Raw genomic sequence first — 18927 nt, 5'->3', positions numbered from 1 at the left:
GTACCAAGTACCCACACTTATCGGCTGTTGATTGTTAAAGATCCTGTCTGCCGCACCCGCCATTCTTTCCTTGCCGGCGCTTGCTGCGAATCGTTTTGTTCGTCAGCAGCAGAGAAACGAGATTATGCAGTGCTCGCCGTCATGCGTCAAGCACTGCGCGCGGTTTTTTTCGTGGCTTCGCGTCCTTGCCGCTATTGCATGCCGTCCTGCTAACTGTTCCGGAAGTTCGGCGGGCGCTTTTCGAGGAAGGCCTGCATGCCCTCCTTCTGGTCCTGTGATGCGAAGGTGCTGTGGAAGAGCCGGCGCTCGAACTGTACTCCCTCGTTCAGCGTGGTTTCGTACGCGCGGTTGATCGATTCCTTCACCATCATGACAATCGGCAGGGACATGCCTGCGATGACGCCGGCGGCTTCCATGGCTTCGTCCAGCAAACGCTCTGCGGGCACGACGCGGGAAACGAGGCCTGCCCGCTCCGCTTCGGCCGCATCCATCATGCGTGCAGTCAGGCACATGTCCATGGCCTTGGCCTTGGATACTGCGCGCGGCAGGCGCTGCGTACCGCCGGCGCCGGGGATGGTGCCGAGCTTGATTTCGGGCTGGCCGAATTTCGCGGTTTCGGCGGCGATGATGAAGTCGCACATCATCGCGAGCTCGCAGCCGCCGCCTAGCGCGTAACCCGCAACCGCAGCGATGACCGGCTTGCGAACCTTGCGGATCTGCTCCCAGTTGCGGGTGATGTACTCGCCCTTGTAGACATCCATGAAGCTGTAGCTTGCCATTGCGCCGATGTCGGCGCCGGCGGCGAAGGCCTTTTCGCTTCCCGTCAGGACGATGCAGCCGATCGCATCGTCCGCATCGAAGGCGAGCAGCGCCCGGCCAAGCTCATCCATGAGTGCGTCATTGAGGGCATTGAGGGCCTTCGGGCGATTGAGGCGAATAAGACCGACCTTGTCGCGGGTTTCGACGAGGATGTTTTCATAGTTCATTTTTCGTGCTCCTCCTGGACTGGAACGGCGATTGTAACGCTGGATGCCATTCCGCTAACGCGGCGCCGGCATCCGGGGAAGCAGGACCCACATCGTGCCGCGCTGCTTCATTCGGCCCGCCTTCTCGCCCGCTTCCGACCCGAAGCCCCAGAACAGGTCGGCGCGCACCGCGCCGCGAATCGCGGCGCCCGTGTCCTGGGCCATCACGAGCTGCTGCAGCAGCGTGTCGCTGGCGGGCTGCGTGGTGGAGAGGAAGACCGGCGCGCCGAGCGGGATGAATTGCGGATCGACGGCGATCGAGCGTAGCGGGGTCAGCGGCACGCCGAGCGCGCCCTTCGGACCGCGCGAAGGATCGGCAAGCTTTTCTTCCTTGAAGAACACATAGCTTGGGTTCGCGTTGAGCAATTCCTTCTGGCGCGCAGGGTTGGCCTTGAACCAGGCCTTGATGTTCTGGGCCGAGGCCTGGTCGAGCGTCATCTCGCCCTTGTCGACCAGGTAGCGTCCGATGGACTTGTAGGGATGGCCGTTCTGATCGGCGTAGGCGATGCGCACCGTTTCTTTCGTATCGGCGAGCTGTACGCGGCCCGAGCCCTGCACCTGCAGGAAAAAGGCGTCGATCGGATCATCGACCCAGAGCAGTTCCTTGCCGTTGAGGGCGCCGGACTGCGTCAGCTCGGCGCGCGTCGGATAGGGCACGATCTTGTTGCCCGCGAGGCGTCCGCGCAGGCGCAGGCTCTTCAGTTCCGGATAGATGGCGGCGAGGTCGACCGCCACCAGGTCGTCGGGCGTGCGGTGCAGGGGGGTCTGGTAGGGACCGGACCGCTTGCGGGCGCCGCGCAGTAGCGGCTCGTAGTAGCCGGTGACCAGTCCGTTGTCGCTGCCGTCGGCATTGACGACCTGGTGCGGGACGAAGAAGGACTCGAAGAACAGGCGCACCGCCTTTTCATCCTTGACGTCCACGTCCTGCGCCACCTTGCAGGGCTCGGCCCAGTCGGGTTTCTTGACCAGCGTCTCGCAGGATGCGATGAAGGCGGGCCAGGCTTCGCGCAGCCTGTCCCTGCTCCAGCCCGGAAGGGCGGCGAACGTCACCGGCGAAAGCGTCGGCTTGCGGACGTCGGCGGGGGCAGGCGCCGGCGCAGGGGCGGGTTTCGGCTGCGCCGGGACGGGCACCGGCGCCGGCGGCTTTTCGGGCGCCGAGGTACAGGCGGAGAGCAGGACGAGCGCGAGGGCGGCGGCGCTTGCGGGTACACTTGTGTGTTTTGACGGCATGAGGATTGAAAGCATGTGGCTGTTGATGCTTGAAGCTGGCGTTGCCTTGTTTCTGCTGATATTCATCGTCTGGTGGACGATGTTTTCGGGTCGCAAGCCGGAGTCGCCGCCCGCGGAGAAGCCGCGCGAACCGGAAGACAAGCCGTGAGTCAGTGCAGGGTCCGCGGCAGCGACAGGATGAATTCCGGAATCTTTACTTCGAAGCGCTCGCCGTCCTCCGCGACGCAGAAATAGTTGCCGGTCATGGAACCCTGCGGGGTCGTGAGCGCGGTGCCGCTCGTATATTCGAAATGCTCGCCCGGCTTGAGCAGCGGCTGGTGGCCGACGACGCCGAGGCCGCGGACTTCTTCGACGCGGTTGTTGGCGTCGACGATGATCCAGTGGCGCGAGATCAGCTGGGCGGTCACGGTGCCGGTGTTGCGGATGGTGATGGTGTAGGCGAACACGAAATGCGAGCGGTCGGGATCGGACTGTTCCGCGATATAGCGGGTACGGACGCTGACGCTGAATTCATACGCGGGCATGCGGGTTCCTTGTTGTTCTGGCCAGATTCGGCCGTCCATTGCACACGAAAACGGGAGTGCTTGCAACACGAGATGCGCGGCGAAAGTAAAATAGCGCTTCCTTTTTGATCCTGCCCGTCATGCCCAAATCCCGCATCGCCCCCAGCATTCTCTCCGCCGACTTCGCCCGTCTCGGGGAAGAGGTCCGCAATGTCGTCGCCGCTGGCGCCGACATCATTCACTTCGACGTGATGGACAATCACTACGTGCCCAACCTGACGGTGGGCCCGCTGGTGTGCGAAGCGATCCGCCCGCATGTGCAGGTGCCGATCGACGTGCATCTGATGGTCAAGCCGGTGGACCGCATCATCCCCGATTTCGCCAAGGCCGGCGCGAACATCATCACCTTTCATCCCGAGGCGTCGGAGCATATTGACCGCTCGCTTCAGCTGATCCGCGATAACGGCTGCAAGGCGGGTCTGGTGTTCAACCCCGCCACGCCGCTCCACTACCTCGATCATGTGATGGACAAGCTGGACATCATCCTGATCATGTCGGTCAATCCCGGCTTCGGCGGCCAGTCCTTCATTCCCGAGGCACTGAAAAAAATCGCCGCGGTTCGCCAGCGCATCGACGCCTCGGGGCGCGACATCATGCTGGAGGTGGACGGCGGCATCAAGGTCGAGAACATCGCCGAGGCGGCGCGCGCCGGGGCGGACACCTTCGTGGCCGGCTCCGCCATCTTCGGCAAGCCGGATTACAAGACGGTGATCGACGCCATGCGCGCACAGCTGGCCCAGGCATGACTCGCCTCGAAGGCATACGCGCCGCGATCGTCGATCTCGACGGCACGATGGTGGATACCGCGCCGGATTTTCTGGTCGCGGTCAATCGCATGCGAAGCGACCTCGGCCTGGCGCCGACCGACATCGGCACCATCACCCGCTTCGTCGGCAAGGGCACGGAGAACCTGATGCGGCGCGTGCTCGCCCTCGACTATGACGTGGCAGGCGTGGAGCGGCACTTCGAGGCCGCCCTCGCCTCCTACTCGCGGCACTACATCGAGATCAATGGCCTGCACTCGTCGGTGTACCCGGGCGTGCGGGAGGGACTGGCGGCGCTGCGGGCCAAGGGGCTGCGGCTGGCCTGCGTCACCAACAAACCCTACGGCTTCGCGCGGCCGCTGCTCGCGAGCACCGGGCTGGACGGGTATTTCGAGCTGGTCTACGGCGGCGACTCGCTGCCGAAGAAGAAGCCCGATCCCTATCCGCTGCTGAAGGTATGCGAGGACTTCGGGCTGACGCCGGCACAGGTCGTGGCGATCGGGGATTCTTCCAACGACGCGCTGGCGGCGCGGGCGGCGGGATGCCGGGTGCTCAACGTGCCCTACGGGTACAACCATGGCGAATCTATACACAACGTTGATTCGGATGGTATAGTTTCCTCGCTGCTTGACGCGGCGAACCTCATTCACGCCTGAATCCATATCATGTTTCTCGGCAAAAAACGTAAGGCATGCACGCCTGGCCAGTTTGAGGCCTGGCTGTGGCGACGCTGGCAATCCTGGTCCAACTGACCCCGATCGCCGCCGACGCCTTTGCACGTTCGGCAACGTTTTTTGAAAAATCCCCCGCTATTGGCCGTCGTTCTACAACAGCGCCCGGAGAGAACCATGACCGAACTCGAATTCAAATCCCTTGCCGCTCAAGGCTATAACCGCATTCCGCTGATCGCCGAAGCTTTCGCCGACCTGGAAACCCCGCTCACGCTGTACCTGAAACTGGCCCAGACCCAGAACACGGGCAGGAATACCTTCCTGCTGGAGTCCGTGGTCGGCGGCGAGCGTTTCGGCCGCTATTCCTTCATCGGCCTGCCCGCCTCCACCCTGATGCGCAGCTATGGCAACCGCACCGAGGTGGTCCGGCACGGCGAGGTGGTGGAAACCCATGAGGGCAATCCGCTCGAATTCATCGCTTCCTTCCAGGCGCGATACAAGGCGGCGATCCGCCCGGGAATGCCGCGCTTCTGCGGCGGCCTGGCGGGTTACTTCGGCTACGATGCGGTCCGCCATATCGAAAAGCGGCTGGCCGACAGCGCGCCGCGCGACGATCTCGGCCTGCCGGAAATTCAGCTGCTGGTGACGGAAGAGCTGGCGGTCATCGACAACCTCTCGGGCAAGCTCTACCTGATCGTCTATGTCGACCCTGCCAGCCCGGAAGCCTACTCCCGCGGACGCCAGCGCCTGAAAGACCTCCGCTCGATGCTGCGGCGGGCGGTGGATGTGCCGGTGACGTCGGGCTCCGTGCGTACCGAGACGGTGCGCGAATTCGCCAAGGCGGATTACCTCAGGGCGGTGGAGCAGGCCAAGGAATACATCATGGCGGGCGACCTGATGCAGGTGCAGATCGGCCAGCGGCTCAAAAAGTCCTATGTCGACTCGCCGCTGTCGCTGTACCGCGCGCTGCGCTCGCTGAATCCTTCGCCGTACATGTATTTCTACAACTTCGGCGACATGCAGATCGTCGGCGCGTCGCCGGAAATCCTCGTCCGCAACGAACAGACGAACGACGGCAAGCGCAAGGTCACGATCCGTCCGCTGGCCGGCACCCGTCCACGCGGCGCGACGCCGGAAAAGGATGCCCAGCTGGCGAAGGAGCTGCTGGCCGATCCGAAGGAAATCGCCGAGCACGTGATGCTGATCGACCTGGCGCGCAACGACATCGGCCGCATTTCCGAGACCGGGAGCGTGCGCGTGACCGACAAGCTGGTGATCGAGAAGTACTCGCATGTGCAGCACATCGTGTCCAACGTGGAGGGCACGCTCAAGCCGGACCTGACCAACCTCGATGTGCTCAAGGCCACCTTCCCGGCCGGCACCCTGTCCGGGGCGCCGAAGGTGCGGGCGATGGAAATCATCGATGAACTGGAGCCGACCAAGCGCGGCATCTATGGCGGCGCATGCGGCTATCTGTCCTTCGGCGGCGAAATGGATCTGGCGATCGCCATCCGTACCGGCGTCATCAAGGACGGCACGCTGTATGTACAGGCGGCCGCCGGCGTGGTCGCCGACTCGGTGCCGGAGATGGAATGGCAGGAAACGGAAAACAAGGCGCGCGCGGTGCTGCGCGCGGCCGAACAGGTGCAGGACGGACTGGACGGGGAGCTGTGACATGTTGCTGATGATTGATAACTACGACTCGTTCACCTACAACCTGGTGCAGTATTTCGGCGAGCTGGGAGAGGATGTGCGGACTTTCCGCAACGACGAGATCACGCTGGAGCAGATCGCGGCGCTCAATCCCGACCGCATCTGCATCTCGCCGGGGCCATGCACGCCGAACGAGGCGGGCGTGTCGGTGCCGGTGCTGAAGGAATTCGCGGGCAAGGTGCCGATCCTGGGCGTCTGCCTCGGCCATCAGGGCATCGGCGCGGCCTTTGGCGGCAAGGTGGTGCGGGCCAAGCAGGTCATGCACGGCAAGACCTCGGTCATCCATCACACCGGGGTGGGCGTGTTCAAGGACTTGCCGAATCCCTACACGGTGATCCGCTATCACTCGCTGGCGATCGAACGCGAATCGCTGCCCGACTGCCTGGAAGTGACGGCCTGGACCGACGACGGCGAGATCATGGGCGTGCGCCACAAGACGCTGGCGGTGGAAGGCGTGCAATTCCACCCGGAGTCCATCCTGTCCGAACAGGGTCACGAGCTGCTCAAGAACTTCCTGAGCATCCGCTAAACATCACGGAGACACGCATGCCTATCACTCCGCAAGAAGCCCTGCTGCGCTGCATCGAGCACCGCGAAATCTTCCACGACGAGATGCTCTCCCTGTTCCGCAAGATCATGAGCGGCGAAATGTCGCCGGTCATGATCGCCGCGCTGACCATGGGGCTGCGGGTGAAGAAGGAGACCATCGGCGAAATCGCGGCGGCGGCCCAGGTGATGCGCGAGTTCTCGACCAAGGTGCCGCTGGACGATACGACGGGCCTGCTCGACATCGTCGGCACGGGCGGCGATGGGGCCAATACCTTCAATATTTCGACCACCTCGATGTTCGTGGTGGCGGCCGCGGGCGCGAAGGTTGCCAAGCATGGCGGGCGCAGCGTGTCGTCTTCCTCCGGCAGCGCGGATGTGCTGGAGGCGCTCGGCGCCAACATCAATCTGCAGCCGGAAAAGGTGGCGCAGTGCATCCGGGAGACCGGCATCGGCTTCATGTTCGCGCCGAATCATCATGCCGCGATGAAGCATGCGGCACCGGTGCGCAAGGAACTGGGCGTGCGCACGATCTTCAACATCCTCGGCCCGCTGACCAATCCGGCGGGCGCGCCCAATATCCTGATGGGCGTGTTCCACCCTGACCTGGTCGGCATCCAGGTGCGGGTGCTGCAGCGCCTCGGCGCGCAGCATGCGCTGGTGGTGTGGGGCCGCGACGGCATGGACGAAGTGTCGCTCGGCGCCGCCACCATGGTCGGCGAACTGGTCAACGGCGAGATCCGGGAATATGAAATCCATCCGGAAGACTTCGGCCTGCAGATGGTCGCCAGCCGCAACCTGAAAGTCTCCGGCTCGGCCGAATCGAAGCAGAAAGTGCTGGAAGCGCTCGACGACACGCCCGGCCCGGTGCGCGACATCGTGGTGCTCAACGCCGGCACCGCACTCTATGCTGCCGGGCTGGCGGACTCGATCGGCGGCGGGCTGCTCAAGGCGCGTGAAGTGCTCGCATCGGGCGCCGCGCGCCGCAAACTCGACCAATTCATTCAGGCGACGCAGCAGCTCGGCGCCGCCAACTGACCATGTCCGACATCCTCAACAAAATCCTCGACGTCAAGGCGGAGGAAGTCGCCGCCGCGAAGAAATACCGCGACCTGGCGAGCCTGCGCCGCGAAGTGGAAAACGACCGTGTCTTGCGCGACGATCTGCGCGGCTTCGAGAACGGGTTGCGCGGCAAGATCGCCGCCGGCCGGGCCGGGGTGATCGCCGAGGTCAAGAAGGCCTCGCCGTCGAAGGGCGTGCTGCGGCCCGACTTCCGACCCGCCGACATCGCCGTCAGCTACGCCGAACATGGCGCCGCCTGCCTGTCGGTGCTGACCGACGTCCAGTTCTTCCAGGGCAGTCCCGAATACCTGCGCCAGGCGCGCGCGGCCTGCGCGCTGCCGGTGCTGCGCAAGGATTTCATGGTCGACCTGTACCAGGTCTACGAAGCGCGGTCGTGGGGCGCCGACTGCATCCTGCTGATCGTGGCGGCACTCGATCACGGCCTGATGGCCGAACTCGAGGCGTGCGCGCACGGGCTGGGCATGGACGTGCTGGTCGAGGTGCATGACGGCGCCGAGCTCGACGCCGCACTGCGCCTGAAGACCCGGCTGCTGGGCATCAACAACCGCAACCTGCGCACTTTCGAGACATCGCTGCAGACCACGCTCGGCCTGCTGCCGCGCATCCCGCGCGACAAGCTGGTGGTGACCGAATCCGGCATACTCGCGCCGGACGACGTGCGCCGCATGCGCGACGCCGACGTGCACGCTTTCCTGGTCGGCGAAGCGTTTATGCGGGCGCCCGATCCGGGAGCCGAACTGCAGCGCCTGTTCTCCTGAATCCCTGGCCGCGCTGCCGCTGCATCAGCGTGCGCGCCACCAGGCCGAGCGCCAGCATGCCGTAAATGGCGGCCAGCGAGCGGTTGGACAGCCGCATTTCATAGCCCGGCGTGAAGCGCTGCGGCACGAGGTAATAGTCGGTCACGTACGCCCCGGCAGTGACGGCGGCCGCGCCGAGCAGGGGCTTGAGCATCGATGTCTCCGGCGCGCCGGCCCTCGGCGCCACCAGCTTTTCATAGATCGCGGCCCAGAAGGTGGTCGCCGCGTGGTTCAGCAGGAATCCGGTCAGGGTGTATTTCACCGAGGGGCGATCCTGGATCGCCGCCACGTTGCCCCAGGCGATGTGGCTGGTGGCATTGAGCGGGGCTGCATAGGAATGCGTTTCGCGCTGTCCCGCCAGGGCGGCGGTGGCGGCGGTGGCGAGGCCGGCAAGCGTGCCGGACACCAGGGTGCGTCCGAGAAAATCCGAGGTTTGCGGGTTCATGTGCGCTCCTGTCTTCTTTGTTTTCGAAAGCACCGCCCGGCGCCCGGTAAAAAAGACAAAGGCATGTAGCCGCTACAGCATGCCGGACTCTTGCCCGGCGCGTTGCAGCGGCTCGGCGGTGACCGCAGCGGTACCGCAACTTGCGTGCCACTCCCTCGACGGCTTACGCGCGAGAAAACCCTCAGCGGCCTTCCGTTCCCAGCCAGGCCCGACGCATGCGTGCGAGCGCCGCCGGTTTTTCCTGCACCTCGAACGCCACGCGCGGCGTGTCGTCCGCCATCAGCTCGGTGGAGAAGGCGATCAGCTCGTCGCGCCGGAATGCATGCAGCAGCACGGTGTCGCCGACCCGGTAGCGTGAAAGCAACTTGTCGAGATTGGAGGCGGTCACGCGCAGCCCGTCCATCGCGATCAGTACGTCGCCGGCGGACAGGCCGGCACGATGGGCGGCAAAGCCTTCATACACATGCGTGATCTTGCACTCGCCGTTGCCGCCGCTGCTGCGGATGCCGAGCGCCGGCCTGGCATCCTTGCGGTTATCCGACTGTGTCACGCCGAACGGGGCAAGCAGCTTGTCCAGCGGCAGGTCCTCGGTTCCTTCCACGTAGCGCTCGAAGAAGCGCCTGAGCTTGACGCCGCCGACTTCCTCGAAGATCGCGCGCGCCTCGTCCTCACCCAGCCCCTGCCCCGCCTGCGCGAAGTCGCGGCCGAAGCGCTGCCACAGCGCGCGCATGATGTCGTCGAGGGATTTCCTGCCGCCGGTCTCGGCCCGCAGCGTCAGGTCCAGCGCCAGGCCGACGAGCGAGCCCTTGGCGTAGTAGCTGACGATGGCATTGGGCGCGTTCTCGTCCTGCCGGTAGTACTTGATCCAGGCGTCGTAGCTGGATTCGGCCACGCTCTGCTTGTGGCGGCCGCTGCCGCGCAGCACGCTGTTGACGGTCTTGGCGATGGCGGACAGATACTGCTTTTCGTCGATCAGGCCGCTGCGGACCAGCATCAGGTCGTCGTAATAACTGGTGAAGCCCTCGAACAGCCAGAGCAGCGAGGTGTAGCCCTCGGTACGCAGGTCGTAGGGCGCGAACACCGCCGGCTTGATGCGCTTGACGTTCCAGGTGTGGAAGTACTCGTGGCTGCACAGGCCGAGATAGGTCCGGTAGGCTTCGCTCGCCTCCCGCTGGCCAAGCACGGGCAGATCGTTGCGGGAACAGATCAGGGCGGTCGAGGCGCGGTGCTCGAGGCCGCCGTAGCCGTCGCCGACGGCCATGGTCATGAACACGTAGCGCTGCATCGGGGCGCGCCGGCTGCCCGGCTCGAACAGGGCGATCTGCGCCTCGCATACCTTCTTCAGGTCCGCGGCGATGCGATCGATGTCGAGCCCGGGAACGCGGCCGGTGATGACGATGTCGTGCGGCACGCCGTGCGCCTTGAAGGTCGCGAGTGCGAAATCGCCCATTTCCACCGGGTGGTCGATCAGTTCGTCATAGTCGGCGGCGATATAGCTGCCGAAACCGTAGCGGCGCGCCTTGAGCTCCGGCATCGCGGTCGCGACCCGCCAGTTGCGATAGATCTCGCCCTCGGGACGACGGATATCCACCACGTGCGGCAGGTTTTCCTTGCCGAGCACCGACAGGAACATGCTGGTGCCGTTGAAGAAGCCGTGGGTCTGGTCGAGATGCGCGGCGCGCACCGACAGGTCCCAGGCATAGACTTCATAGCGCACCGTGATCCGGCGCCGGCATGGCGCGGCCTGCCAGGTGTGCTTGTCGAGCTTCTTGAGCGGCACCGGCTCGCCGTTCGACTCGGCGGCGATGCGAACGATATTGCGCGCGAATTCCCGGATCATGTAGCTGCCCGGGATCCAGGCGGGCAGCGAGAACACCTGGCCCTGGGGATCGGGCGCGTCCACGACCAGCGTGACTTCGAACAGATGGGCGGCGGGGTCGCGCGCGACCACGGTGTAATTGACGGCGTTTTTCATGCTTTCCTAACTTCTGACGTTGGCGGCGATGACGGTCAGCGCGAGCGTCGCAATGACGGCGGCGGTGACCCTGAACCGCAGGACGAGAAACCATTGCGGCAAGCGATACCAGCTGAAGTGACGCTTGTCGGCCTGATATGCAAGAACGAAGCCGGCCATCAGCACGGCGAAGCCGAAGCCGCCGGCGAGCGTGCTGCTCCAGGCGAGCAGCGTGGGCAAAATGCCCCAGGTGAAGGCCTTGCGCGTCTGCTCGGCGTCGAGATCGTCGCGGGTGAGCGCGCCGCCCCAGTGAATGCCGCCGAGGAAGGACAGGATCGCGATGCCCCAGGCAAGCTGGGCGCGTATGAAGACGCCGAGCCATTCGATGTCGACCACCCAGCAGGCGAGCATCAGAAGCAGGAAAGGCAGCACGCCGCCGACGGTGAGCAGGCTGATCAGGCGCTTGTTCAGAAAATGTGCATTCATGCGATGGGGAAGACGCGGACGAAAAACCGCCAGTGTAACGGCAAGCGGCCCCGCGTCACGAACCCGCGCCCCGATCGAGGTCGTCCTGCGTGTCGACATCGCGCAGGATGCCGCGGTCGCCGGTGGCCACTTCCGTCACCGGCCAGGTGGACAGCAGGCTGCGCGCGCCTTTATCGCCGCGCAGCGCGAGCAGCTCGGGAAGATAGCCGCGGCTGAAGGCCACCGGGTTGCCCCGCCTGCCCTCGAAGGTCGGCACGGCGATCTGCGCGCCGTCGTCGATGGCGTCGACGAGGGCGGCGATGGTCGCCGCTTCGACCCAGGGCATGTCGGCCAGCGCGATGACCCAGCCCGGTGCCTGCGGCGCGGCGTGCAGCCCATGTACGAGCGATGCCGCCATGCCGTCCCGTGCGGCCTCGCACACGCTTACCCTGCAGCCGGCCTCGCGCAACTGCTGCGCCAGCAAGTCGCTCCCCGGGCGCACGACCGCAACCACGTTCGGCAGGACGGTCAGCAGCTTTCTTGCGGCCGCGAGCGCGACCGGCACGCCGTCGCCAAGCGGCTGCATCAGCTTGTTGCGCCGTCCGGCCGGATCGAAGCGGCTGCCCTGCCCCGCGGCGAGCAGGATGCCGGTGAACGACTGCGCACCGTTTTCCGTCATTCCCATCACCGGTTGACGTTCACCACGAGGCGGCCGCGTATCTTCCCGGCGATGATGTCGGGAGCGCGGTCGAGCGCCTCCGCAAGCGGAATTTCGGAGGTGATGCGGTCGAGCAGCGCGGGCTTGAGTTCGGCCGCCAGGCGCTGCCATGCGCGTTCGCGCCGGGCGCGGGGCGCCATCACGCTGTCGATGCCGAGCAGGCTCACGCCGCGCAGAATGAAGGGCGCGACCGAGCCCGGCAGGTCCAGCCCCTGCGCCAGTCCGCAGGCGGCGACCGCACCGCCGTAGCGCGTCTGGGCCAGCGCATTGACCAGGGTGTGCGAGCCGACGGAGTCGACGACGCCCGCCCAGCGTTCCTTTTGCAGCGGCTTGCCCGGCGCCGACAGCTGCGCGCGGTCGATCACTTCCGCCGCGCCGAGCGCCTGCAGATAATCGCTCTCGCCGAGCTTGCCGGTGGAGGCGACGACGCGATAGCCGGCCGCGGCGAGCAAGGCCACGGCCACGCTGCCGACCCCGCCCGAGGCGCCGGTCACGAGTATCTCCCCGCTGTCGGGACGGATGCCGTGATCCTGCAGCGCCATCACGCACAGCATGGCGGTGTAGCCGGCGGTGCCGATCGCCATCGCGCTGCGCGCGCTCATGTTCTGCGGCAGCCGGATGAGCCAGTCGCCCTTGAGTCTCGCGCGCTGTGCCAGGCAGCCGGGATGCACTTCACCCACGCCCCAGCCGTTGAGCACGAAAGCATCGCCCGGCTTCCAGTCGGGATGGGACGACTCGATGACTTCGCCGGCGCCGTCGATGCCCGGGACCATCGGCCACTTGCGCACCACCGGCGACTTGCCGGTGATGGCCAGGCCGTCCTTGAAATTGATCGTCGAATAATCGACGCGCACCGTCACGTCGCCATCGGCCGGCAGCTGCGCATCGTCGAGCTGCGTCAGCTGCGCGCGGGTGCTGCCGTCTTCGTTCTTGTCGAGCAGAATCGCGTTGAACATGGTCCCCTCCTTGTGATGACCGATTATAGTTCGCGGCGAAAAAGCCTGTTCCGGCCAAAAAAAACGGCGCATCCCGATACCGGGCATGCGCCGCTGCGATGAATCCGCGGACTGCTTACTTGATCGAGGCCAGCTTGCTCTCCAGGGTCTTGGCGTCGACGGCACCCGGGATGCGGCTGCCGTCGGTGAAGAAGATGGTGGGCGTGCCGGTGACGCGCAACCGCTGGCCGAGCGCGAAGACTTTCTCGTGCGGCGTGGTGCAGCTTGCGGCCGCGGCCTCGGGCTGCTTGCCGCGGATCATCCAGTCGTCCCACGCCCTGGCGCGGTCGGCCGAGCACCAGATGTTGCGCGACTTGGTCACCGAGTCTTCGGACAGGATGTTGTACATGAAGGTATAGACCGTCACGTTGTCCATCTCGTTGAGCGTCTGGCGGAAGCGCTTGCAATAGCCGCAGTTCGGATCTTCGAACACCGCGATGACGCGCTTGCCGTTGCCCTTGACCTGCTTCATCGCGGCATCGAGCGGCAGGTCGGAGAACTTGATGCGGTTGATCTCGTCGGTGCGCGCCTTGGTGTAATCCTCGAAGGTCTTGCTGTTGACGACGCGGCCGAGGAACAGGTACTCGCCCTTGGCGTCGGTATAGAAGATGTCGCCGCCGATGCGGATCTCGTACAGGCCGGCATACGGCGTCTTCGTCACCGAGTCGATCTTCACGCCTTCGCCGAGGCGCGGCTCGATCGCCTTTTTGATCGCTGCCTCGGTACCGGTCTGGGCGAAGGCGCCGGCAGCCGCGAGGCCGAGTGCGAGCACGGCGGCCAGTTTGTTCAGTTTGATCATGATTGTCTTCCTTGGTTAGCGCTTTCCCAGCGCCTGTGAAATCAACGCCCGCTTCAGAAACGGCAGCCGGTTGACGAGACTGAGTCCCGCATTGCGCAGCAGGCGCACCGGCTCCAGGCTGCTCCCGAACAGGCGCTCCAGTCCGTCGGTGGCCACCTGCATCAGCAAGATATCCTCCTTGCGCTCGCGCGCATAGCGTGCGAGCACCCGCTCATCGCCGGCATCACGGTAGGACTCGCGGCCGGCGACGACGCGCACCAGCGCGGCGACATCGGCAAAGCCGAGGTTCATCCCGTGCCCTGCCAGCGGATGCACGACATGCGCGGCATCGCCCACCAGCGCCACGCGCGGCGCGACGATCGCATGCGGGCGCATCAGGCGCAGCGGAAAGCCGCGGGCCAGTTCCGGCTGCACCGGGCGCAGATGGCCATAGCGCTGACTGGATACGGCGCAGACTCTCTCGGCTAGCTGCGACACCGGCATGGCGAGCAGCTGCTGCGCTAGCATCTCCGGCGCCGACCATACCAGCGACAGCCGCTGCCCCGGCAGCGGCAGCAGCGCGACGATGCCTTCGGCGGAAGTGAACCACTGGCTGGCGACGCCGCCGTGCGGCTTCTCGCATTCGAAATTGCTGACCACGGCCAGCTGCCCGTAGGAGCGGTAGTCGAGGCCGATGTCGCACTGCCCCCTCACCCAGGATTCCGCGCCGTCGGCACCGACGACCAGTTCGGCCTCGATCGTCTCGCCGCCGGCCAGTTCGACCACGGCGCGGTCGGGAAGCTGGCGCAGGGCGGTGGCGCTGCCGTTCACGATGCGCAGTCCGGGCGCGAAACGCAGCGCGGCGTCCAGCGCCTGATTGATGTTGCGGTCTTCGGCGATCCAGGCGAGCGTGTCGGTACGCGCCCCCCAGGCATCGAACACCAGCTGACCCGCGCCCTCGCCGTCGCCATTGACATCCATGACGTCGACCGGCGCCACGCGGGCGGCGTCCATCGCCTGCCAGACGCGCAGCGAAGACAGCAGCGCGTGCGCGGTGTGATTCAGCGCATAGACGCGCAGATCCCAGCTGGCGGGATCCGGCGCAACCTGCCGCGCGGGCGGCGCCAGCAGCGTCACATCCAGCCCGGCCTGGGCGAAGGCAAGCGCGGCGGCCTTGCCGACCGCGCCGTTGCCGATGACGCAAACCTTTCCTTGTGATGGCATAGAGATTCGAGCCTGTGCAGAAGCGAAGTTCGGGCCATTATATCTGCTGCTTCGATGCCGGGCGGAAGAAAGGTCTTGCATATTCCAATAGCTTTGCTATACTTGCGCGCCTTGGCCTGGTAGCTCAGTTGGTAGAGCAGAGGATTGAAAATCCTTGTGTCGGTGGTTCGATTCCGCCCCGGGCCACCAAGTTTAAAAAAGGGCTCAGCTTCGGCTGGGCCCTTTTGTTTTGGTCGTCATCCTGGTCGTTGTATGCCGGACTGCTTGTTCATCTTCGGCCGCCGATCACGTTCGCGCCCCTCCCTTCCCATCGGCCACGCCTTGTCCTCCATGAGGCGCCGCTCGCGTCTTCGCGTCCCACCTTCCCCTGCCATTTCGGCAAGCACCAATCGCAACAATAAAAAACTTCAATCCCGAAAACCATGGACGCGAGAATGGTCTTCGCATAACCTAATGCCTGCTTCTGGGAAACATCGCAGTACGCCTCGATCCGTCCGCACCCCCGCCGTATTGAGCAAGCTGCATCGTGCCGCCGCGTACGCGCTACTACGCACGCGGCGCGAAGCATCCTGAATAAATATCCGCCCGATTGACGACCGCGTCCCGCCGCCCCTGCAGCGGCGCATGCGCGCGCCTGTTCGCGGCACCTGTTCACTGATTCGCATCACGCCGGCGCGCGCCGGCCTACGCTCACATGCTGCAAGGGTCTTATAGCTATCCGCTGGTGTTCGCGTCGTTGTTCATCGCGACGGTCGCCTCCTATACCACGCTCGATCTCGTCGGCCGCATCGCGACGCTGCGTGGCGGCGCGCGCCGCTTCTGGTGGCTGGTGGGCGGGGCCATCGCGATGGGGCTGGGCGTGTGGTCGATGCATTTCGTCGGCATGCTGTCGTTCTCTCTGCCGATCCCGCTCGGCTATGACGCGGCGATCACTTTCGCGTCCTTGGTGATCGCGACCCTGGTGGCCTATTTCGCGCTCGACCTGGTGTCGCGCGGCACCCTTTCTCCGACACGCCTGGTCGGCAGCGGCATCCTGATGGGACTCGGCATCGCGGCCATGCATTACACCGGCATGGCCGCGCTGCGCATGGAGCCGTCGATCCGGTATGTGCTGCCGATCCTGCTGGCGTCGGTGGGTATCGCGATCGTCGCGTCGATCGCGGCGCTGTGGATCGCGCATGCGCTGCGCGGCGCGCGGCCGGGGCTGATGCGGGTGCGGCGTTTCGGCGCGGCGCTGGTGATGGGGATAGCGATCACGGGCATGCATTACACCGGCATGGCGGCGGCGGAATTTCCGGCCGACTCGATCTGCCGTGCGGCCAATGGCGTCAATTCGGGCTGGCTGGCGATTTCGGTCAGCGGCGCTACGCTCGGCATCCTCGCCATCACCATGGTGCTGTCGCTGCTCGACTCGCGCATGGAAGTGCGCACCAGCCAGCTGGTGGAAAGGCTGCAGCACCAGGCCACGCACGACGCGCTGACGGGTCTGCCGAACCGCACCCGCCTGGCCGAGCGGATCCAGGCGGCGATCCAGACGGCGCGGGAATCGGGCGAGCAGTTCGCGGTGTATTTCATCGACCTCGATGGCTTCAAGGCGATCAATGACTCGCTCGGCCACAACGTCGGCGATGCGGTGCTCAAGGAACTGGCGCAGCGCCTGCGGCTGGCGGTGCGGCGGGAGGACATGGTGGCGCGTTTCGGCGGCGATGAATTCGTCGTGTTCGCGGACCGCGTGCCCGACCCGGCATCGGCCGCCCGGCTCGCCGAAAAGCTGCTCGACGCCTTCAAGGCGCACTTCGATCTGCCGGGCGCGGCGATGTCGATTTCACCGAGCATCGGCATTGCGATGTTCCCGGAAGACGGCGACACGGTGGACATGCTGCTGTCGCACGCGGATGCGGCGATGTATGTGGTGAAGGGCAACGGGCGCAACAACTTCCGGTTCTTCGAAACCTCGATGAATGCGGCCACGCTGCGCACGATCTCCATTCAGCAGGGACTGCGCGCCGGCATGGAGCATGACCAGTTCTTTCTGCACTATCAGCCAAAGTTCGATTGCAGCGGCGCCAGCATCGTCGGCGCCGAGGCGCTGCTGCGCTGGCGGCATCCGGAGCTGGGCCTGATTTCCCCCGCGGAGTTCATTCCGGTGGCGGAGAAGTCGGGCCAGATCCTGGCGCTCGGCCAGTGGGTGCTGGAGCAGGTTTGCCGGGAAATGCGCGCCTGGCAGGATGCAGGCAGAAGCGTGGCGCCGATCGCCGTCAACCTGTCGCAGATTCAGCTGCGCTCGCCGGGGCTGGTGGAAGATATCCTCGCCACGAAGCGACGGCACGGCATCGCGCCCGACCTGCTGATGTTCGAGATCACCGAGTCGGCGGCGATGGAGAATGCGGACGAAACCCGCAAGACCGTCGACCGCCTGAAGGCGGCCGGCTTCGCGCTGGCCATCGACGACTTCGGCACCGGTTATTCCAGCCTGAGTCACCTGCAGGAGTTCGGCGTGCAGCAGATGAAGGTGGACAGGGCGTTCATCCGCACGCTGGCGGAGGAAAACCCGCAGGCGCGTTCAATCGTCACCGCGATCATCCGGCTCGCGCATGCACTGGAGATGGAGGTGGTGGCGGAAGGCGTGGAGACGCCCGAGCAGCTGCGCCTGTTGCAGGAACTGCAATGCGACCAGACCCAGGGATACCTGCTCGGCAGGCCGATGTCGGGCGACGACTTCAGCCGGCTGCTCAATCCGGATGTGACCGCATCCACCGCGTTCCCGACCGTCGCCGCGCTGCCTGCCTGAAGCTGCCCGCCCCGGGTTATCCTTGCGGACATGCAAACAAAAACACATGTCCACTGGATGGTCAGGATGAACCGGCGGAACCGGTCGCTCTGCTCGCTCCTGCTGTTGGCCACCATCGGCGCCCATCTGTTCGACAAGGGCGCCGGGCCCGTCGTCTGGGCCCTGGCCAGCGTGCAGTACCTGATCTACCCTCAGCTGCTTTACCTGGTCGCGCGCGGATCGACGCGTCCGCGCGAGGCGGAAATACGCAACCTGCTGCTGGACGGCTTCTGCGGCGGCCTGTGGGCGGCGGGGCTCGGCTTTCCGGTCTGGATCACCTTCATCCTTCTGGTGACGGTCACCATCAACGTCACCGTGTTCCGCGGCCGGCGGGGTTTCTGGCAGGCGGCGGCGGCCATGTCCGCCGGCGCGGTGCCGGCCTGGCTGGCGTTCGGCGCCAGGTTTTCCCCGGAGACCGGCTGGCCGGCCACGCTGCTGGCCATCCTGACGGTGGGCGTCTATGTGATGATCGTCGCCGAGAACGCTTATGCCCGCGCCCTCGGCCTGCAGGAGGCGCGCGCCCAGTTGCGCGAGCGCGAACTCGCGCTCAAGCGGCAGCTGGAGGAAATCAGCGGCCTGCAGGCGCAGTTGCGCGAGCAGGCCAACCGCGATCCGCTGACCGGCCTGTACAACCGCCGCTACTTCGACGCCTCGTTCGAGCGGGAGCTGGCACGCTGCCAGCGCGAGGGCCTGCCGCTGTCGCTGGTGATGATCGACGTCGATCATTTCAAGCAGATCAACGACCGCCACGGCCATCCGGTCGGCGACGAGGTGCTCAAGGCGCTGTCGGAACTGCTGCAGCAGCAGGTGCGCGCCTCCGATATCGCCTGCCGCTACGGCGGCGAGGAATTCCTGGTGCTGCTGCCGTCGGCGCCTCCCGAGGTCGCGTCCGCTCGGGTGGATGAATGGCGCCGGGCCTTCGCGGCCTGCAGCGTGGCGGCAGGCGACGGCAAAGTGCATGCGACCCTGTCTGCTGGCGTCGCCGGCTTCCCGGCCCATGCCCTCACGTCGAATGAACTGCTGCGGCGCGCCGACGCCGCGCTGTATCGCGCCAAGACAGCCGGGCGCAACCGCGTCACCGTCGCCGCCGACACGACGGACGAAGCGGTCTGCTTCGCCTAGGAAG

At 65.6% G+C, this 18927-nt stretch carries 20 protein-coding genes and 1 tRNA gene; 11 read left to right on the top strand and 10 right to left on the bottom strand.

Features of this window, described 5'->3' with window-relative positions:
* Positions 1 to 213, top strand: a 213-nt coding sequence (locus NCCP691_RS17930) for a hypothetical protein (protein ID WP_220809932.1), incomplete at its 5' end; no start/stop codon positions are given.
* Here NCCP691_RS17930 and NCCP691_RS17925 read toward each other — a convergent pair.
* The gene (locus NCCP691_RS17925) at positions 210 to 986 is read right to left on the bottom strand and encodes an enoyl-CoA hydratase (RefSeq protein ID WP_220809931.1); all 777 of its coding nucleotides are present in this window, start codon (positions 984 to 986) and stop codon (positions 210 to 212) included. The genes NCCP691_RS17930 and NCCP691_RS17925 overlap by 4 nt on opposite strands.
* A 54-nt stretch (positions 987 to 1040) precedes the next feature.
* Positions 1041 to 2270: a murein transglycosylase A gene (mltA, locus tag NCCP691_RS17920; protein ID WP_238482486.1), complete on the bottom strand. Its 1230-nt coding sequence runs from the start codon at positions 2268 to 2270 to the stop codon at positions 1041 to 1043.
* Between mltA and NCCP691_RS21535 the strand changes: the two genes are divergently transcribed.
* Positions 2269 to 2403: a hypothetical protein gene (locus tag NCCP691_RS21535; RefSeq protein WP_274387242.1), complete on the top strand. Its 135-nt coding sequence runs from the start codon at positions 2269 to 2271 to the stop codon at positions 2401 to 2403. The two genes, mltA and NCCP691_RS21535, sit on opposite strands and share 2 nt — an antisense overlap.
* A gap of 1 nt (position 2404) precedes the next feature.
* On the opposite strand, the gene apaG is transcribed toward NCCP691_RS21535, so the two are convergent.
* Positions 2405 to 2779: a Co2+/Mg2+ efflux facilitator ApaG/CorD gene (gene apaG, locus NCCP691_RS17915; RefSeq protein WP_220809930.1), complete on the bottom strand. Its 375-nt coding sequence runs from the start codon at positions 2777 to 2779 to the stop codon at positions 2405 to 2407.
* A 119-nt stretch (positions 2780 to 2898) separates the two neighbouring features.
* On the opposite strand from apaG, the gene rpe reads away from it, so the two are divergent.
* The 6 genes from rpe to trpC all read left to right on the top strand — a co-directional run bounded on the left by rpe (position 2899) and on the right by trpC (position 8353).
* On the top strand, positions 2899 to 3564 hold the full coding sequence (gene rpe / locus NCCP691_RS17910; RefSeq protein WP_220809929.1) for a ribulose-phosphate 3-epimerase: 666 nt from the start codon (positions 2899 to 2901) through the stop codon (positions 3562 to 3564).
* The gene (locus tag NCCP691_RS17905; protein WP_220809928.1) at positions 3561 to 4238 is read left to right on the top strand and encodes a phosphoglycolate phosphatase; all 678 of its coding nucleotides are present in this window, start codon (positions 3561 to 3563) and stop codon (positions 4236 to 4238) included. The genes rpe and NCCP691_RS17905 overlap by 4 nt, the downstream gene beginning before the upstream one ends.
* Before the next feature lie 192 nt (positions 4239 to 4430).
* Complete coding sequence (trpE, locus tag NCCP691_RS17900; protein ID WP_220809927.1) at positions 4431 to 5927, top strand: anthranilate synthase component I; 1497 nt, start codon at positions 4431 to 4433, stop codon at positions 5925 to 5927.
* Position 5928: 1 nt separating this feature from the next.
* Complete coding sequence (locus NCCP691_RS17895; RefSeq protein ID WP_220809926.1) at positions 5929 to 6495, top strand: aminodeoxychorismate/anthranilate synthase component II; 567 nt, start codon at positions 5929 to 5931, stop codon at positions 6493 to 6495.
* A 17-nt stretch (positions 6496 to 6512) separates the two neighbouring features.
* Complete coding sequence (trpD, locus tag NCCP691_RS17890) at positions 6513 to 7550, top strand: anthranilate phosphoribosyltransferase (RefSeq protein ID WP_220809925.1); 1038 nt, start codon at positions 6513 to 6515, stop codon at positions 7548 to 7550.
* 2 nt (positions 7551 to 7552) lie between these two features.
* Complete coding sequence (gene trpC / locus NCCP691_RS17885) at positions 7553 to 8353, top strand: indole-3-glycerol phosphate synthase TrpC (RefSeq protein ID WP_220809924.1); 801 nt, start codon at positions 7553 to 7555, stop codon at positions 8351 to 8353.
* Here the strand turns inward: trpC and NCCP691_RS17880 are convergent.
* The 7 genes from NCCP691_RS17880 to NCCP691_RS17850 all read right to left on the bottom strand — a co-directional run bounded on the left by NCCP691_RS17880 (position 8304) and on the right by NCCP691_RS17850 (position 14971).
* Positions 8304 to 8837 (bottom strand): hypothetical protein, encoded by a 534-nt coding sequence (locus tag NCCP691_RS17880; RefSeq protein WP_220809923.1) that lies wholly within the window; start codon positions 8835 to 8837, stop codon positions 8304 to 8306. The two genes, trpC and NCCP691_RS17880, sit on opposite strands and share 50 nt — an antisense overlap.
* Before the next feature lie 181 nt (positions 8838 to 9018).
* The gene (locus NCCP691_RS17875; protein ID WP_220809922.1) at positions 9019 to 10812 is read right to left on the bottom strand and encodes a M61 family metallopeptidase; all 1794 of its coding nucleotides are present in this window, start codon (positions 10810 to 10812) and stop codon (positions 9019 to 9021) included.
* Positions 10813 to 10818: 6 nt separating this feature from the next.
* On the bottom strand, positions 10819 to 11277 hold the full coding sequence (locus NCCP691_RS17870; protein ID WP_220809921.1) for a DUF3429 domain-containing protein: 459 nt from the start codon (positions 11275 to 11277) through the stop codon (positions 10819 to 10821).
* A gap of 55 nt (positions 11278 to 11332) precedes the next feature.
* Positions 11333 to 11935, bottom strand: a complete 603-nt coding sequence (locus tag NCCP691_RS17865) for a nucleotidyltransferase family protein (RefSeq protein ID WP_220809920.1) — start codon at positions 11933 to 11935, stop codon at positions 11333 to 11335.
* Between the two features lie 5 nt (positions 11936 to 11940).
* On the bottom strand, positions 11941 to 12930 hold the full coding sequence (gene acuI, locus NCCP691_RS17860) for an acrylyl-CoA reductase (NADPH) (RefSeq protein ID WP_220809919.1): 990 nt from the start codon (positions 12928 to 12930) through the stop codon (positions 11941 to 11943).
* Between the two features lie 115 nt (positions 12931 to 13045).
* Positions 13046 to 13768 (bottom strand): DsbC family protein, encoded by a 723-nt coding sequence (locus NCCP691_RS17855; RefSeq protein WP_220809918.1) that lies wholly within the window; start codon positions 13766 to 13768, stop codon positions 13046 to 13048.
* A 15-nt stretch (positions 13769 to 13783) separates the two neighbouring features.
* The gene (locus NCCP691_RS17850; RefSeq protein WP_220809917.1) at positions 13784 to 14971 is read right to left on the bottom strand and encodes a UbiH/UbiF family hydroxylase; all 1188 of its coding nucleotides are present in this window, start codon (positions 14969 to 14971) and stop codon (positions 13784 to 13786) included.
* A gap of 113 nt (positions 14972 to 15084) precedes the next feature.
* On the opposite strand from NCCP691_RS17850, the gene NCCP691_RS17845 reads away from it, so the two are divergent.
* The 3 genes from NCCP691_RS17845 to NCCP691_RS17835 all read left to right on the top strand — a co-directional run bounded on the left by NCCP691_RS17845 (position 15085) and on the right by NCCP691_RS17835 (position 18923).
* Positions 15085 to 15160, top strand: a tRNA-Phe gene (locus NCCP691_RS17845).
* A 505-nt stretch (positions 15161 to 15665) separates the two neighbouring features.
* Positions 15666 to 17762: a putative bifunctional diguanylate cyclase/phosphodiesterase gene (locus NCCP691_RS17840; RefSeq protein WP_220809916.1), complete on the top strand. Its 2097-nt coding sequence runs from the start codon at positions 15666 to 15668 to the stop codon at positions 17760 to 17762.
* 30 nt (positions 17763 to 17792) lie between these two features.
* Positions 17793 to 18923 carry a sensor domain-containing diguanylate cyclase gene (locus tag NCCP691_RS17835; RefSeq protein ID WP_220809915.1) on the top strand — a complete coding sequence of 377 codons (1131 nt, stop codon included), beginning with the start codon at positions 17793 to 17795 and terminating at the stop codon, positions 18921 to 18923.
* Positions 18924 to 18927: the final 4 nt, after the last annotated feature.

The sequence above is a fragment of the Noviherbaspirillum aridicola genome (assembly GCF_019656455.1).
GTDB lineage: Bacteria > Pseudomonadota > Gammaproteobacteria > Burkholderiales > Burkholderiaceae_D > Noviherbaspirillum > Noviherbaspirillum aridicola.
Note: the sequence above shows the minus strand (reverse complement) of the source record. Positions and strands in the feature narration are given on the sequence as shown.

Bases quoted from the DNA above. Each gene is read 5' to 3' on its own strand.
- trpD (WP_220809925.1), top strand. From the start codon at position 6,513: ATGCCTATCACTCCGCAAGAAGCCCTGCTGCGCTGCATCGAGCACCGC.
- NCCP691_RS17870 (WP_220809921.1), bottom strand. From the start codon at position 11,277: ATGAATGCACATTTTCTGAACAAGCGCCTGATCAGCCTGCTCACCGTC.
- NCCP691_RS17925 (WP_220809931.1), bottom strand. From the start codon at position 986: ATGAACTATGAAAACATCCTCGTCGAAACCCGCGACAAGGTCGGTCTT.
- NCCP691_RS17835 (WP_220809915.1), top strand. From the start codon at position 17,793: ATGCAAACAAAAACACATGTCCACTGGATGGTCAGGATGAACCGGCGG.
- rpe (WP_220809929.1), top strand. From the start codon at position 2,899: ATGCCCAAATCCCGCATCGCCCCCAGCATTCTCTCCGCCGACTTCGCC.
- trpE (WP_220809927.1), top strand. From the start codon at position 4,431: ATGACCGAACTCGAATTCAAATCCCTTGCCGCTCAAGGCTATAACCGC.
- NCCP691_RS17840 (WP_220809916.1), top strand. From the start codon at position 15,666: ATGCTGCAAGGGTCTTATAGCTATCCGCTGGTGTTCGCGTCGTTGTTC.
- NCCP691_RS17855 (WP_220809918.1), bottom strand. From the start codon at position 13,768: ATGATCAAACTGAACAAACTGGCCGCCGTGCTCGCACTCGGCCTCGCG.
- NCCP691_RS17895 (WP_220809926.1), top strand. From the start codon at position 5,929: ATGTTGCTGATGATTGATAACTACGACTCGTTCACCTACAACCTGGTG.
- trpC (WP_220809924.1), top strand. From the start codon at position 7,553: ATGTCCGACATCCTCAACAAAATCCTCGACGTCAAGGCGGAGGAAGTC.
- acuI (WP_220809919.1), bottom strand. From the start codon at position 12,930: ATGTTCAACGCGATTCTGCTCGACAAGAACGAAGACGGCAGCACCCGC.
- NCCP691_RS21535 (WP_274387242.1), top strand. From the start codon at position 2,269: ATGTGGCTGTTGATGCTTGAAGCTGGCGTTGCCTTGTTTCTGCTGATA.
- NCCP691_RS17880 (WP_220809923.1), bottom strand. From the start codon at position 8,837: ATGAACCCGCAAACCTCGGATTTTCTCGGACGCACCCTGGTGTCCGGC.
- NCCP691_RS17905 (WP_220809928.1), top strand. From the start codon at position 3,561: ATGACTCGCCTCGAAGGCATACGCGCCGCGATCGTCGATCTCGACGGC.
- NCCP691_RS17865 (WP_220809920.1), bottom strand. From the start codon at position 11,935: ATGACGGAAAACGGTGCGCAGTCGTTCACCGGCATCCTGCTCGCCGCG.
- NCCP691_RS17875 (WP_220809922.1), bottom strand. From the start codon at position 10,812: ATGAAAAACGCCGTCAATTACACCGTGGTCGCGCGCGACCCCGCCGCC.
- apaG (WP_220809930.1), bottom strand. From the start codon at position 2,779: ATGCCCGCGTATGAATTCAGCGTCAGCGTCCGTACCCGCTATATCGCG.
- NCCP691_RS17850 (WP_220809917.1), bottom strand. From the start codon at position 14,971: ATGCCATCACAAGGAAAGGTTTGCGTCATCGGCAACGGCGCGGTCGGC.
- mltA (WP_238482486.1), bottom strand. From the start codon at position 2,270: ATGCTTTCAATCCTCATGCCGTCAAAACACACAAGTGTACCCGCAAGC.